Origin of the sequence: Sarcina sp. DSM 11001 (genome assembly GCF_900101015.1) — a bacterium.
Taxonomy (GTDB): domain Bacteria; phylum Bacillota; class Clostridia; order Lachnospirales; family Lachnospiraceae; genus CAG-791.
The window spans coordinates 1-15,369 of record NZ_FNFZ01000019.1 but is presented as its reverse complement, the minus strand read 5'-3'; the positions used below and the strand labels follow the sequence as shown (position 1 = coordinate 15,369).

Below are 15,369 nucleotides of genomic sequence, written 5' to 3'. Positions count from 1 at the left end.
CAGACAGACCTGACTGTGTCAGAAGGACGATGTGCCTTAGAGCAGGAATGAATAAAAAAGATGTATAAAGTTTTGTTAAAAATAGACGGAATGTCCTGCAGCATGTGCGAAGCGCACATGAACGATACGATCAGGAGCAGATATTCTGTCAATAAACTGAAATCTTCCTTCAAAAAAGGAACCACCGAATTCCTGGTTCAGGAAGCGCCTTCCGAGGAAGACCTGCGTGCCCTGATCGATCCCACAGGATACCGGCTCATCAGCTGCAGTGTGGAAAAAGAAGGAAATGAGGAAAAGCCGCGTGCCTCCTTATTTGGATTCCTGAAACGTTGATCACAAGTGTTTAAATGCTTTCAGAAACTGTGATCGCAGGTGTTTAAATGCTTTCAGAAACTGTGATCACAGGTATTTTAAACTACCTGAAATAGTGATCATAAAGCATTAAAACAGAGAACTGAAAAGAGAACTGAAAAGAGAACTGAAAAGATAACTGACAAAAACGGCCTGTACAGATGGAACGCATTGACGCGTCATCTGTACAGGCCGAATTATATGGTTTCTTAAGATATAATATATTTCTGTTATTTACTGATCTTCACGCTCTTTACCGCGCTCCAGGCCGAGAAGTATTTTGTGCTTCCCACGGTCTTGAAAGTCCGGATCCGCAGGTAGTAGGTCTTGCCCTTCGTCAGGCTTCCGATCACTTTTGATACTGTGGACGCGCTGTTTATGCTCACGGACTTATTGCCGGTTTCAAAGGTCTTATCTGTGCAGTAATGGATCTGGTATCCTGTTCCCTTGGCGTTTTTATCCCATTTTACAGTTACTTTCCCGGCAGCGGAATTGACGGCGGAAGAGATGGCCGGTCTTGTGACCCTGTAGGCGGCCAGTGATTTTGCCGTACCATTTCCCGTCGATGCCGTCGGGACGATCTTGAAGGTATATTTCATACCATTGGTGTTAGCCTTCGCGTCTGTGTAGGTTACGGTGCCTCCGCTCTTGATCGTGGCAATCTTTGTGTCGTCGCGATAGACAAGGTATCCTGTCGCTCCGGTGACTTTTTTCCAGGTAAGCCTGATCCCGGTCGCAAGGTTAACTGCCGAGATCGAGGAAGTCGCGGCGGGAACGATCTTGATCCTGACCTTTTTGGAGGCGGCGTTAAAATTATCTGTGGCTTTCGAGGTTGCCTTGATCGTCACAATGCCGACCTTGGTCGCTGTTACTTTACCTGTAGAGGAGTCCACTGTAGCCGAGCCGGTGTCCGTTTCCTCCTTCATCCACTTATAATACTTCGTGCCCTTGGCGCCGGAAATGGAGACTGTGGCTGTCTTGCCCACAGCGATCGACGTAGGCGATGCTTTAATTGTGATGGACTGTTCGGCTTTTTTGATCGTGAAGTTTACGGTTTGGGTTCCCCCGAATTTTCCCTTGCCGGTGATAGTGACAGTGGCTGTGCCGGCATAGAGATTATTTTTGTAAGAGACTGAGTAATCCGTCCCGGATTTGAGCGTCTCATCATCGTAGGTTACTGTCGGGGCAGGTTTCTGCGAAGAGCCGTTGTAGGTCTTTGCAGGGATTGCGCTGACTGTTGCTCCGCTGATGTCGATGAGTTTCACTATGCTTTCTTCTCTCTGTTCTGAGCAGACAGTGCAGGTGTAGGTCCTGACCCCTTCTTCTTCAACAGAGGGCTTTTTAGTGACAACGCCGGTGTCCCAGGAGTGGCCGTTGGCAGGTATCGCAGTGCTGGATTCCAGCAGATCCCCGCAGATGTCGCAATATCTGTCTCCGGTCGCGCCTTCTTCTGTACAGGTCGGATCCTTCGCGTTCCGGATGGACGAGCTTCCCTTGTGTTCGCAGGAAGATCTCGTCACAATGACCTGTACCGTCTCTGTATTGAAATTGCCGGCATCAGCACCGTTATAAACTGCATTAAGGGTCTTCGGGGTCCCGACACTGAGTTTTTTGCCCTGGTCATTTGAGGCAAAGGACCAGTTTGAAATATTCACGTCCCTGAGGATCTGATCGGATACTGTCTCTACCGAATACGGTACGCTGATACTCTCCGGAGGCATTTCAGCGGGGTGGTCAGCTTTATTGACCGTCAGACGGGCCCGGCCGGCCGCTGTCTTGTAGTTCGCCGTATCGTCCGGTGTGAAGATCACATCGTACCAGGTTTTTCCGCTGTCGCTCACAGAGGGTTTGACGGTGTTGTCCGCCCATTGGAAGGTGCCGCTCACAGCAGTCGTGTCATTACTGCTGTACTGCGCGGTCCCGCTCAGCGCAGAGTCGGAGAGGGCTTCTCCGTAGGTAATGGCTGTCGGAGAGACCGTTTTCACATAAGGCTCAGCTTTGCTGACGGTCACATCGACCTGTGTTTCCACGAATTCGTAGTTATTTCCGTCATTTGGAATAAACAGGCAGGTGTATGTGCCTCCGGGAACCTGGAGGGAAAGGGATGTGTCATCCCATACCCAGAAACCGGGAACACTTACTTCACCGCCGGACAGGGAGACATCGCCCAGCCTGCCTGACGGGCGGTATACTGCCGTCCCGGCAGAGGGATTCTGTGTGATGACAGGGACGGCCTTGTTCACAGTTACCCGCAGAGAGCCATGGAGAATCTCATAATTGCTGTTATCGTCCGGGGTGAAGGTCCAGTCGGCGTTATGGGTCCCGGCGGGAAGCACCAGATCCGGTTCATTGAAGGCAAAGGTTCCGGTCAGATCACTGCCGTCGGCGGTGGAAATAAAGGCATTGTTGACGACGCTTAGCTCTGACAGCTTCTGTCCGTAGGTCAGGGGGCCTGCGGCTGTGATCCTCTTTCCTCCTTTTACGGAGACAAGTCCTTTCTCGATTTCAAATTCCAGAATATTGCTGCTTACGGTTCTGTTGCCGTCACCGGTATCCGTCACTTTTGCGTACAGCCTGTATGTTTTCGCATTACGCGGAGTAAAGGTATATGAAGAGCTTGACTGTCCGGAAGTAAGTGCTTCTTCACTGCCGTCCTCCTTGATCAGGATAATGGAATATTTAAGAGTTCCTTTTCCGCCATCCGTGGTCACGGTGAGCGGGATACGGGCGCCTAATTTCTGGACAGACTGCGCCGGAGATGTCAGGGTCACACTTTCCAAAGGTTTGACGATCCGGATGCCGCTGTTCATGAAGCAATTCGGATTGTACTTCGAATAGACCCTGATGTTATAGGAACCCGCATTGTTAAAGACAATACTTCCAATAGTCGGATCATACGGGTGGGGGATGATCTCACAGCCTTCCGAAGGTTCAATCTCCACGACCATGTCGTCAAAATGGATATTTGAATCAGCAGTATACTGGGTAACGACACCGTAGTAGGAAACCTTGGCACCTGCCTCCAGTCCGGCAGGAATGCGAGAGCTGAAATTGCCAGTGGGGTCTCCTTCCTTCCAGTATACCTGAATAGACTGCGGTACACTTCCGACCTTTTCATCCCCGCATTCCCCGCAGGTCATGGTATAGAGACCGTTGGACTGTCCTGTCATCTGATAGCTGTGTCCGAGAGCGGACTCATATTCATATTTGACATCCCAGCAGTTCCGGCAGATCAGCCTTGTCTCACCCTGCTCCGTGCAGGTGGGCGCGGAGAGCTGTTCGCTCTCATAATCGTGACCGTTGTTGCAGACACTGAAGAAATCGACAGTGTAGGTCACCGGGGATGAGCCGACGCCGGAGATGGACACATTAAACCGGTCTCCCGCGCTGTAGGAAATGTTGTTCGGGCGGAAGATGACGCAGCCCTTTTGACCATAACCCCCGTTTTCCACATTGAAAAACCCGTCCGCTGGATTGTTCTGTGAAAAGTTCCAGACTTCCCCGTCGTTCTGCCTTGTCAGGGTCACGGAGACATTTGATGCTGTAAGCTCCATCCCGAAGCTCACACTCCAGGCATCATCATCGTTAAAGTATTCCACAGGCATGTTCTGTGCAGGCCAGGCAACTCCATAATAGGAAGAATCTCCCCGGCTTTTATCGTGTGCATAGACGGCGGAATACCCTTCGGCTTCGCCGAACCCGCTGTAGAGCATATCCGGATTGATGATCCAGCGCCTGTGTCCGAGCACATCGATATTATAATCATCCGAGTCGCTCATCCACAGGTAGACGGAATGGACGATCTGACGCGAAGTTGCGTGCGGGCGATCCGGCGTGCCCCAGGCGATATTGGAACTGGAGGCTCCTGCCGCGCCCAGCTGGTAGAGATCGTCGTCCATGCCTGCAGGCTTTTCAGGGTAATGAGTCAGTTCATCATTGGCAGCATTGACAAGGGAAGCCGCCTGCGCCAGCTCAGTATACTCTGCTTTTTCAGACACATCTGCCGGAACGCCGGCGATGTATCGCATCTGGTTCAGGATATTAAAGGCGTATTGTAAGGATTCAACCGACAGCTGACCCGCCACATAAGGAGCCTGGGCGGAAGGCTGGATATCAAAGGTATCGTCGACCCTGGGTGCGGGGTGCGTCGCGATAAAGTTCCTGATCTCATTCTGATTGTGGACGTCCACATGAATCGCCGCTCCCGAGGCATTGGAAGCCTCCTCCGAGACCGTCTCTTCCTCCTCCTCTTCCGCTGCGGGCGGCTCTCCGGTCTTTCCTACAGCTGTGCCGTCCGCATCGAGAGACCTTCCGTTCCCGGCCTGAGTCTGGTCTTCTTGGCCTGTCAGTACAGGACCGTATTCCTCCGTATCCTGGTTTTCCTGATCCCGGGTCTCTTCGGAATCTTCTATCTGCGCATCGTCAGGACTCAGCCCGTCATCGTGGGCCTCCTGTCCATCCGCAGCGGCTTCCAATGCGTCGTCAGCGTCCAGTCCGTCTGCAGCGGTCTCCAGAGCGTCGTCGGAGTCCAGTCCGTCTGCAGCGGTCTCCAGTGCGTCGTTGGAGTCCAGTCCGTCTGCAGTGGTCTCCAGTGTGTCGTTGGAGTCCGTATCATTTTCCACAGTCTCCTCCAAAACCGCATCAGGGTCTGTGCTGTCGTCCTCAGCCTGGTCCTGGATCACTTCAGGATCCATCTCATCTTCAGAGGTTTCTTCCAAAACCGCGTCAGGGTCTGTTTCGCCATCCTCCTCCTGGTCCAGGATCACGTCAGGATCCATCTCATCTTCAGAGGTTCCCTCCAGACCCGCGTCAGGATCTGTCTCTTCGTCCCGGTACATCCCCTGAGCATCCGGATCAGAATCTGTCTCATCCTTCAGAGCATTGTCAAAAAAGGTCTCCCCGGGAGCTTCCTGATCGTTCTGCTCTGAAGGATCGGTTGTCCCGTCAGCATTCAGGAACTCATCCCCGTTCATGGCATTTTCTTCAGATTTCCAGACAGCATAAAGGATACAGTCCTCTGTGGGAACATATTCTTCAAATTCCCGGGAGATAAGTTCTCCATCTTTTTCAAGGCTCCAGCCGGCAAACTCCAGTTCCGTATCGCCCTGTCGGTTTACAGGAAATACAGCCACAGCCTCCCCGGCACTGACCACCTTGCTGATGACCTCTGCTGTCTCAAAAAACACCTGCAGAATATCATCCTGTTCATTTTCAAAGCAGCCGCCATTGGCATCCAGTGTGACTGAAAACGCTGCAGAAACACCGTTTTCAGCATATTCAGACACTGTCTCCTGTGCCGGCTGTTCACCTTCTGTCTGTGCGGCAAAGGAATAGACCGGCAGGGAACCTGCGATCACCAGCATTGCCATCATTACAGCAAACAGTCTTTTCATTTTTTTCATGATTAGCTCCTTAAGGTTTGAATGTAATTATCTTCCAGTAGTATTTCCTCAGTCTACCCTGTTCACTTTTTCACCCCTGCGGTAACCGTCGATCCCTTCCTTCAGGATTGAGACAAGACGCTGACGGGTCTCCAGGCCCTTCCAGCCCATATGGGGAGTCACGATGACATTGTCAAGGGCAAAAAGCGGGCTGGAAGCGGACAGAGGCTCCACTTCCTGGACGTCCAGACCTGCGCCGGCGATTTTTCTGGTCTTTAAAGCTTCGATCAGGTCTTCCTCATTGATCAGAGGACCGCGCGCAGTATTGATAATGAAGGCTGTCGGCTTCATCAGTGCGAGGGTATCTTTATTTACCAGGTGCCGTGTCTGTTCGTTCAGAGGACAGTGCAGGGAAATGAAATCGGAGTTCCGGAAGACCTCTTCCATGGTCGTAAAGTGCACCCCTTCGGAGTCTTCTTTTTTTGTTCTGTTATAAACGAGAACATTCATACCAAGGGCGCGGCCGACGGCAATGGTCTGCCTGCCGATATTGCCGGCGCCGATGACGCCCAGGGTCTTTCCATTCAGTTCCACATGCGGCACAGACAGGCACTTGTCAAAATTCGTGTGATCGCCCTTTGCGAGCATGCTGATCTGGGTCTGCATGGTGGAAGCCAGCATCAACATCATCATGACTGCCGTGTGGGCGACCCTTTCTGAACTGTAGGAAGGAACGTTGCAGACGCCGATCCCGCGTTCCCGGCAGGCATCCAGGTCGATGTTGTTATAGCCGGTCCCCGCTTCGCAGATGAGCTTTACGGTATCCGGAAGCCCCATGATATCCTCGCGGCTGATCGGGAGCTCCTTGCTGATGATGACCTCCGCCCCTTCCGAAATCTCCCTGTAGCCATGATCCTCGCAGGTGTCAAAGACAACAAGCTGATCCTCCTCCTCTGCCAGGACACTGTAATCGATGATACCGTCATAATTCACCTTTGCCCCGTTTAAAATTACGATTTTCATTTTTTTATCCTTTTCCTTTCCACTTTTTCTTTGAGAATAAGTCTGTTTATTGAAATTCGCTCCAGAAACTCTTTAAAAAAATATAGCATGAAATGGTTTGTGTTTATACCGATTTTAATTGAATTTTCAGGCTTTTTTCAAATATTAAAATGAATGGCAGACATCATCTTTCTAAAAAATCAAAAAAGGGGAGACAGAGAATCGTTCTCTGTCTCCCTGTCTGTCAGACAATCTTTTTAGACAAACTCTCAGGTCAGTCATACTTGTTATGCACATCCGTCTGTGCGGCTGCTTGACTCGCTGTTTATTCATTTTTTACAGCTGGTCTGCTTACAGATTCTGACTTATTTTTTGATATAGGCTCTTCTGTGGGTGCCAAATCCGATCTTGCCGTTCTCATCCGTGCAGGTCACGTTGAAGAGAACTTTTCTGCCGTCGGTCTCAGCCACTTCGGCGACACAGGTAACACTCTTGCCCGGGGGTGTAGCAGCAACATGTTTGATATCAACAGCCATTCCTACAGAGCACTTGCCCTCGTCCGCATGTTTGTTCATAACCTCAGCGCAGGTGAGCTCCATCAGATTGATCATGCTGGGGGTTGAGAGCACGTGGGGCAGTTCCAGCTGAGGGAGCTGGCTGTCCAGATGGTCTGCACACATCTCGTCTGTGACAGTGAGTGTGACCGAATTCTTCATTCCTACTTCTAATGCCATTACCTATCCTCCTGCTTTCTTAAATGCATCCATGAGCGCGATGGCTGCGGAACGGATCAACTGTACTATACAGTACAGCCTATAGCTTTTTTGTACTGCTTTATTTACTGCTTTTTTATTTACTGATTAAGTATAGCATACCGGAAACATCAAAGTATAGCACAAAGGATATCCGCTGATTTTTTATGTCAAGAGCGCCTGTCTTTCATCCCGGGGATCATTCCACCTTCGGAAGTCTGGCGACAGAAGCCGCGATCTGCTCATCAGTCGGGATCTCGTCGCTCATTTCGCCGTCGTTGTACTTCTGGTAGGCGACCAGGTCAAAGTAGCCTGTGCCAGTCAGGCCGAAGACGATGGTCTTCTCCTCGCCGGTCTCTTTGCATTTAAGGGCTTCATCGATAGCCGCGCGGATCGCGTGGGAACTCTCGGGAGCGGGGAGGATGCCCTCAACGCGGGCAAACATCTCGGCTGCCTCAAAGACACTGGTCTGCTCTACGCTCACTGCTTCCATATAGCCGTCGTGGTAGAGCTGGGAGAGGGTGGTGCTCATGCCGTGGAAACGCAGGCCGCCGGCGTGGTTCGGGGACGGGATGAAGCTGCTGCCCAGTGTGTACATCTTTGCCAGCGGGCAGATCATACCCGTGTCGCAGAAGTCATAGGCGAAGGTGCCGCGTGTAAAACTCGGACAGGAGGCAGGCTCGACCGCGATGATCCTGTAATCCGCTTCGCCGCGGAGCTTTTCACCCATAAACGGCGCGATGAGACCGCCCAGGTTCGAGCCGCCGCCGGCGCAGCCGATGATCATATCGGGCTTGATGCCGTATTTATCCAAAGCAATCTTTGTCTCCAGGCCGATCACGGACTGGTGGAGCAGGACCTGGTTCAGGACACTGCCCAGGACATAGCGGTAACCGGGATTCTTTGTCGCCACCTCGACCGCCTCGGAGATCGCGCAGCCAAGGCTGCCGGTGGTTCCGGGGTGCTCGGCGAGGATCTTTTTGCCGACCTCTGTCGTCTCAGAGGGAGAAGGAACGACTGACGCCCCGTACGTGCGCATGACCTCGCGGCGGAAAGGCTTCTGCTCATAGGAAACCTTGACCATAAAGACCTTGCAGTCGAGGTCAAAATAGGAGCATGCCATGGACAGGGCCGTGCCCCACTGGCCGGCACCGGTCTCTGTCGTCACGCCCTTCAGTCCCTGTTTCTTGGCGTAATAGGCCTGAGCGATCGCGGAATTCAGCTTGTGGCTGCCGCTCGTATTGTTTCCCTCGAACTTGTAATAAATCTTTGCAGGTGTCTGCAGCTTCTCCTCCAGGCAGTAGGCGCGCACCAGCGGCGACGGACGGTACATTTTATAAAAATCACGGATCTCGGCGGGGATCTCGATAAAAGGTGTCGTCTCATCCAGCTCCTGCGCCACCAGCTCCTCACAGAAGATCGGCGCCAGCTCCTCAGCTGTCAGAGGTTTCAGAGTTCCCGGATTGAGCAGCGGCGCGGGCTTGTTTTTCATATCCGCCCTCAGATTGTACCAGCTGGTCGGCATTTCGTCCTCATTGAGATAAATCTTATAAGGGATCTTGTTGTCAGCCATGTCTTTCTCCTTTCCTGCTTTCCGATAGGCCCGCCTGATATGCCGGACATCGGTTTCAGCACCTGCGCTATGCGGATGTTTTTCTTTCCTGTGAAATTTCCTATGAAAGTACCCGATTGAGATACCTCGTATTAAGATACATTGAAGGTACATGCATGAAAATGTCCGTATGGAAAAATCCGTATGAAAAAACCCGCACGATGCGTTTTGTAATAGCTTTGGGATCAGGCCTGAAAATAAAGAAAACCTGTCCCAAACAGTGATTTCTGCTGGGACAGGTCGAAATACTATCGCCTGCGGTGCCACCCGGCTTGGCGCCATGCGCCCTCTCTGCCATACGCCAGTGTGACAGCCAATCGACCGGCCGATTTTGTCTTGAATAATCGGTACCCGATCATGTTTTGTATCGACCATGCTAAGGATCAGACATACTGTGGACAATCCTGCTATGGATCGAATTTCTGCTGCATACAGGCATATGCTGAACTTTGATCACGGAGATCCATCACTCCGTCTTCCATACTCCGCCGAACCGTTTTCTGATCCATTTACTATCGTGGATCCGCTTTTTCTTTGATCAGGGTTCCTTGATCAGGGCTCCATTGTTGATTATGGATCCGCTTCTGATCGTGAAAAAGAAAACAGTCATGTGTTTCTGGTCGCCCTCGGAAGTCCATTCGGCAAAACGCTTTATACTGCATTCTCAGCATCTGCAGTTCTCTGTGATAAAGGAAGCTCTGCTTACTCACCCTTCTTCAACGGTTTAACGCAGTGTAGCACAAAAGAGCCGGGGATGTCAATGTAAAAAAAGGCCTGTTTGTACAAGTCTGGCCCCGCCTGTTACATTCCTGCCTGAAGGGAAACAGGGGACTCGGGTTTTGGGATAAGTTCCCCATCTGTCAGTGAGAAAGCTTTCCCCCGGACACAGATCTGCTCGAAAATCCCGTCATGGATCCTGTAAGCTTCTCCGTGGATCACTGCAGAACCTTCCGTCTGGAGCAGGTAAGTACCGTCGACGATTGCGTAAAATGTCTTGCCGAAACTGTCGGGGTAAGTAATGTCTTCCATGAGCCGCAGTCCGTCCACAACATCATTTTTGACAGCGTTGTAGTGGGGAAGGATATTGTACTCTGTCAGGCCGAGACCCGGGATAAACCGGCTGTAGGAGGGATCAGCGGTCTCACCCGGAAGCTCCGGCTGGGCATAGACAATGCGGGCGCAGTTCATGCTGCCGGCGCTAATCCCCATCACGATCCCCTCGAACCCCCTGAACCTGTCCGCAAGACCGATCCGGGCAAAAAACGCGCTTTCCGTGGGCACATGACCTCCCCCGAGAATAACGAAATCATAACTGTGCAGGGCATCTGCTTTTTCCTTTCCGTTCCGGGAGTCACAAATATCCATGTAGGAAAGGGACAAGCCTGTATCCTTCACGATTTCCTCATAGTCCTTCCGCATCCTGTCGTTGACACTGTACTCATCAGGAAAAGCGGAGATCAGCAGACACCGGGCTCCGTCCACCCAGAAATACTTAAGCGCCTCTACCATCCCGTTGTCAGGATTGAAGCCGATGTAATCCAGAGGCTCGTCACTCCTGTATATCCCGATCGGACTGCTCGTCAAGAAAAGCTTCATCATCTGATCCTCCTGTAAAACACAAACAAGCAAGTCTTGAGTTACATATTTCTGAGGATTTCACATATTTTTTTATTAGTAGTAATTTTATACTGACAGTAAAAAGACTTTTGACGTAAACAAGTATATCATATACTTGTTATATACTCTTATATACTCGTAACAACAAATCTGCGCGATTATAGCGCGATAAAAAAGAATAGTTTAATCGCAGAATAATTACAGCGGAGAATGAATAGAATGATAGAAATAAAAGGTATCTACAACACTGCCAGAATCTTTACGGAAAACTGCGACAATGCCACGGTCGCGCAGGTCAGAAACCTGATGGATCAGCCTTCTGTGGAAGGCCTGAAGGTGCGCATTATGCCGGACTGCCACGCCGGCGCCGGCTGTGTGATCGGTACGACCATGACGATCCGGGATAAAGTGATCCCGAATCTTGTCGGCGTGGATATCGGCTGCGGGATGCTGGCTACAAAACTCAAAGAACAAAGGATCAACCTCCCTAAATTTGACAGCATCTCCCAGGCGGAGATCCCTTCCGGAATGAACATCAGGAAAACGGCGCACAGCCTCGCCGATACAATCTCTGCAGAGGATCTGGCCTGCTTTAGGAAAAGCGGATGCAAAGTGTCTCCCGATGTCTTCCGCCTCAGCCTCGGCACACTCGGCGGAGGAAACCATTTCTGGGAACTGGACAGGGATGAAGAAGAGAATATCTGGCTTGTTGTTCACACCGGTTCCCGCCGAAGCGGAAAAGATGTCGCGGAATTTTATCAGAAGCAGGCTTATGAAAGTCTGAACTTAACGGGAAGAAAAAGAAAACAGGAGATCGCAAAGCAGAGAGAAGCATTTATACGAAAGCTCAAAGACGAGGGGAGAGCGGATGAGATCAGCCGTCTCCTCCGTTCCTGGAAGCCTGATTTTTTACCGGAAGAGATGAAAGTCCCTTACGAATTATCCTGGTGCGAGGGGGATTTGTTTGACGACTATATCCATGACATGAAGCTGATGCAGGCTTATGCCGCCCTGAACCGGCGGATCATCACGGAAGTCATCATGAAAAAATGCAAACTCCACCCTGTGGAGCAGTTTGAAACCATCCACAACTATATCGATACAGACCATATGATCCTCCGAAAGGGATCCGTCTCCGCCAGAAAAGGAGAGCGCCTCCTGATCCCGATCAACATGCGGGACGGCGCCTTGATCTGCGTCGGCAAGGGTAATTCCGACTGGAACGAATCCGCGCCCCATGGCGCGGGGAGACTGATGTCGCGGTCGGAGGCCCGGTCCTCAATCTCCATGAAAGACTACAGGGAATCCATGGCGGGCATCTATACGACCTGTGTCAGTAAAGGTACTGTAGATGAGTCCCCGATGGCCTACAAACCCGCCGCAGAGATCATCGCGAATATCGAGCCTACTGCGGAGATCCTCTCACAGATCAAACCGATCTATAACTACAAAGCCGGCGGCGACGACTGAAAGCAGCCGGGCTGACAGTAATTCAGGACTCGCGAGCGAGTCTTACGCGATGAAGCGAGTTTCTCTTTTTGCGCGTGTATCCCACGTCTGAAGACACGGGTAGTACGCGATGAAGAATAAAAATCGTCCTGGAACAGTCAGAAAAACGAAAAAGATCCTCCGCCGGCCCTGCGCGCAGTGGAGGATCTTTTATTACCTCTGGTGGTGATTATTATAAATTTATTAACGTTTCACAGCTTGTACTGGCTGTAAGGCTGGAGCATTTTTGCAGCTGCAGCCTTGCTGGACGAGATATGCAGCGGCACAGAGATGAGACAGGGTCACCCTGTCATCTTTCTGTTGTCTCCTCAGTGGAGAACGACAGTTTTCTCTGCTTTCAACACATGCGGAGCCGCTGCTTTTCTACCCTCGGTGGAGGAAGAGTGTTCGTATTTCCGATCGCCAATCAGAAATTCACTTTAATCAGAAATCCACTTCGTCTGAATTGTAGCCGGACCAGCCGAACAGAGGCATAGCCGCCATGGCTGCCACATCCTCATCTTTGAGCTCGAAATCAAAGACTTCCAGATTGCTCACGATCCGGGAAGGGGTGACTGACTTGGGAAGCGGAACAATGTCGTTCTGGATGGCAAAACGCAGGCAGATCTGTGCTACGGACTTGCCATACTTTGCCGCGATAGCCGCCAGGCGTTCATCCGCAAGGACTGCGCCGCTGCCCAGAGGGCTCCAGCCTTCTACGATGATTCCGTTTTCCTGGCAGAATTTGACTGTCTCCATCTGGGTATAGCCGGGATGGAATTCGATCTGGTCGACTGCGGGCTTGATCTCTGTCTCCATGAGGGCTTTCAGATGGTGCTCCTTGAAATTGGCGACACCGATGGAAAGGATCTTTCCTTCCTTGCAGAGCTCGGTCATAGCCCTCCAGGTGTCCAGATTGATCTCTTCCCAGTTTTCAAACTGTTTCTTCACTGCGGGCCAGTGGATCAGGTACAGATCCATATAGTCCAGGCCCAGGGCGGTGAGGGATTTTTCGAAAGCGGCTTTGGTCTTCTCATAGCCGCGCATCCTGTTCCAGACTTTGCTGGTGATAAACAGATCCTCTCTCTTGATCCCTGCTTCTTTGATGCCGCGGGCAATGCCTTCACCTACGCCGGCCTCGTTGCGGTACAAAGAAGCGCAGTCCAGCAGGCGGTAACCTGCCTTGATCGCCTCACAGGCTGACATAGCCGCTGTATCTCCATCTGCCTTCCAGGTTCCGAACCCGATTACAGGAATCTCCCTGCCATCATTCATCTTAAATTTAGAGTTGATCGTCTTTGCCATGGTGGTCCCCTCCTCATACATTGGAAATAATAGAATACATAATACAATCATGCAGCCTGTATGCCCTCAGGCGCACATGTGATTCAGCCGCACAGTCAAAAATGCAACTGTTTATGCGCACTAATCTATGATTTATGATATAGACATATTTCACAAAAGTCAATTTGAATAATGGACTTTTTCTGACAAATATACGATTCAAGTATCATTCCATGACCTGGAAATCCTCCTGAAAAAAGCATTTATTCACATCTCCTCCTGCAGAATTCCGGACAGGCGGCCCGGGCTAATGTTACTTCAGTCCGCGAAGCTGTTTTAGGAGCGGCCTTTTGATCTCTCCAACATGTTAACGCAGGCAATGCACACATTTCATGTGACATATAAACCCGGTTCCATTGTTTTTTTTTTTGCAATGTGATATATCAATCAATGAAGGCTGAGTTTTTTGTCTTTCATATTCAATTCAAATGTAGTTTTAGTACATGGAAAATCAGGAGGAAAAAATGAAAAAAAGAATATTTTTATCTATTATCCTTGCTGCAGTTATGGTCTCGGCAATGCTTGCAGGATGTAGTTCCGGCGGTTCGGCGGCGCCGAAGGAAGAGCCCGCAGCAACAGAAGCAGAAGACACTGTGGAGAAAACAGGCACCGCTGATGAAGAGAACACAGGCCTCGCAAATCCCTGGACCGATGTGGGAAGTTCTGAAGAGGCTGCGAAGGGAGCCGGCATCAGCAGCTTTGTGATCGCAGAGGATCCCGTCATTGATCTCGGAGAAAATTTTGAAAGGACATACCGCTGTATGGACGGAATTGCTGAAGCCCGTCTGGAATACCCCGCAAGCGCCCTGACAGTACGCAAAGGCACTAATGCCGAAGATGGCGACATATCCGGAGATTACACAGAGTATGCCGAAACCTGGACACAGGATGTCGACGGGATTGAAGTGACCTGCTTCGGCAACTGGGAAGGCGATGCATCGAAGAGCATCTGGAATGTGGACGGAATGTATTACAGCATCGTTGCCGAAGGCCTCGGCGGAGATGATGATTTCGGCCTGAATGCCGAGAGGCTGACAGAAATGGTCAGATGCATCCACTAAATAATGCTCTGTACTCTTATAGATAATGATACACAATCAGTAAGCTATATAATATTTTATACTCAGTAAACACAAGCTCCAACTATTTCAAAAGTCAAAAAGAAAGGGTACTGCCAGAGTGATTATGCGGCAGTACCCTTTGCTGTATCATGTTTCACAGAGTCGGAGTGTCAGACAGTCTTGAATCAGGCATTTATTGCATAAAAGAGTTAATGAACTCGAATCGGTCACTCAGCAGCACTGATCATTGTGAGCATATCCGTATAAATGATCGGATATCCTTTTTATGTAACAGACCGCCCTGCAATGACATATGGTCTCCTTTATGTACAGGATATACATTCCATATGCCAGGCTTAAGATTATCCGGATCCAAATGTTTTCTGGGTGCTCCAAAAGGTGAAATTTCCGAAATAAATGAACTGTCCTAATCCCCCAGCTATGCTGGGGAGAATGGAATAAGCAGTAGCGTTGTGACGATCAGCAAAAAGCCTCCTTTGCTATAATGATGATGGTCTCGCAAGCCACATCATATAGCAAAGGAGGCGGTCCAAATGGACAACCAAAGTCTATCACATACGAGGTGGAAATGCCAATACCATGTGGTCTTTATTCCAAAATATCGTAGAAAGGTTATGTATGGGAAAGTCAAGCAAGACGTCCGGGAGATAATCAAGACACTGTGTGAATATAAGAAGGTTAAGATTACCGCTGGGGCTGTTTGCGTTGACCATGTACACCTTTGCATCGAGTTGCCACCC

The 15,369-nt window shown here is 50.5% G+C and carries 10 protein-coding genes; 4 read left to right on the top strand and 6 right to left on the bottom strand.

All coding sequences use genetic code 11. The annotated features are described in order from the left end of the window. The first annotated feature begins 60 nt into the window (after positions 1-60). The gene (locus tag BLT02_RS10810) at positions 61-333 is read left to right on the top strand and encodes a heavy-metal-associated domain-containing protein (RefSeq protein WP_175453786.1); all 273 of its coding nucleotides are present in this window, start codon (positions 61-63) and stop codon (positions 331-333) included. Positions 334-581: 248 nt separating this feature from the next. Here BLT02_RS10810 and BLT02_RS10805 read toward each other — a convergent pair whose 3' ends face one another. The 5 genes from BLT02_RS10805 to BLT02_RS10785 all read right to left on the bottom strand — a co-directional run bounded on the left by BLT02_RS10805 (position 582) and on the right by BLT02_RS10785 (position 10,697). Continuing rightward, positions 582-5,753, bottom strand: a complete 5,172-nt coding sequence (locus BLT02_RS10805) for a hypothetical protein (protein WP_092995061.1) — start codon at positions 5,751-5,753, stop codon at positions 582-584. 48 nt (positions 5,754-5,801) lie between these two features. Continuing rightward, positions 5,802-6,755, bottom strand: coding sequence for an NAD(P)-dependent oxidoreductase (locus tag BLT02_RS10800; protein WP_092995058.1), 954 nt, complete (start codon positions 6,753-6,755; stop codon positions 5,802-5,804). A gap of 344 nt (positions 6,756-7,099) precedes the next feature. Beyond that, positions 7,100-7,468, bottom strand: a complete 369-nt coding sequence (locus tag BLT02_RS10795) for a thioesterase family protein (protein ID WP_092995056.1) — start codon at positions 7,466-7,468, stop codon at positions 7,100-7,102. A 217-nt stretch (positions 7,469-7,685) separates the two neighbouring features. Next, entirely contained in the window at positions 7,686-9,059 is a 1,374-nt protein-coding gene (locus tag BLT02_RS10790) for a TrpB-like pyridoxal phosphate-dependent enzyme (protein WP_092995053.1), read from the bottom strand. A gap of 840 nt (positions 9,060-9,899) precedes the next feature. After that, positions 9,900-10,697 carry a Type 1 glutamine amidotransferase-like domain-containing protein gene (locus BLT02_RS10785; protein WP_092995050.1) on the bottom strand — a complete coding sequence of 266 codons (798 nt, stop codon included), beginning with the start codon at positions 10,695-10,697 and terminating at the stop codon, positions 9,900-9,902. A 237-nt stretch (positions 10,698-10,934) separates the two neighbouring features. Between BLT02_RS10785 and BLT02_RS10780 the strand changes: the two genes are divergently transcribed. Further along, entirely contained in the window at positions 10,935-12,185 is a 1,251-nt protein-coding gene (locus BLT02_RS10780) for an RtcB family protein (RefSeq protein ID WP_092995047.1), read from the top strand. A gap of 462 nt (positions 12,186-12,647) precedes the next feature. Here the strand turns inward: BLT02_RS10780 and BLT02_RS10775 are convergent, their stop codons facing one another. After that, positions 12,648-13,508: an aldo/keto reductase gene (locus BLT02_RS10775; protein ID WP_092995044.1), complete on the bottom strand. Its 861-nt coding sequence runs from the start codon at positions 13,506-13,508 to the stop codon at positions 12,648-12,650. Between the two features lie 503 nt (positions 13,509-14,011). Between BLT02_RS10775 and BLT02_RS10770 the strand changes: the two genes are divergently transcribed. Beyond that, positions 14,012-14,608: a hypothetical protein gene (locus BLT02_RS10770; protein ID WP_092995041.1), complete on the top strand. Its 597-nt coding sequence runs from the start codon at positions 14,012-14,014 to the stop codon at positions 14,606-14,608. 554 nt (positions 14,609-15,162) lie between these two features. Next, positions 15,163-15,369, top strand: a 207-nt coding sequence (gene tnpA, locus BLT02_RS10765; protein WP_139187563.1) for an IS200/IS605 family transposase, incomplete at its 3' end; no start/stop codon positions are given.

Bases quoted from the DNA above. Each gene is read 5' to 3' on its own strand.
- BLT02_RS10780 (WP_092995047.1), top strand. From the start codon at position 10,935: ATGATAGAAATAAAAGGTATCTACAACACTGCCAGAATCTTTACGGAA.
- BLT02_RS10775 (WP_092995044.1), bottom strand. From the start codon at position 13,508: ATGGCAAAGACGATCAACTCTAAATTTAAGATGAATGATGGCAGGGAG.
- BLT02_RS10805 (WP_092995061.1), bottom strand. From the start codon at position 5,753: ATGAAAAAAATGAAAAGACTGTTTGCTGTAATGATGGCAATGCTGGTG.
- BLT02_RS10785 (WP_092995050.1), bottom strand. From the start codon at position 10,697: ATGATGAAGCTTTTCTTGACGAGCAGTCCGATCGGGATATACAGGAGT.
- BLT02_RS10790 (WP_092995053.1), bottom strand. From the start codon at position 9,059: ATGGCTGACAACAAGATCCCTTATAAGATTTATCTCAATGAGGACGAA.
- BLT02_RS10800 (WP_092995058.1), bottom strand. From the start codon at position 6,755: ATGAAAATCGTAATTTTAAACGGGGCAAAGGTGAATTATGACGGTATC.
- BLT02_RS10795 (WP_092995056.1), bottom strand. From the start codon at position 7,468: ATGGCATTAGAAGTAGGAATGAAGAATTCGGTCACACTCACTGTCACA.
- BLT02_RS10770 (WP_092995041.1), top strand. From the start codon at position 14,012: ATGAAAAAAAGAATATTTTTATCTATTATCCTTGCTGCAGTTATGGTC.
- BLT02_RS10810 (WP_175453786.1), top strand. From the start codon at position 61: ATGTATAAAGTTTTGTTAAAAATAGACGGAATGTCCTGCAGCATGTGC.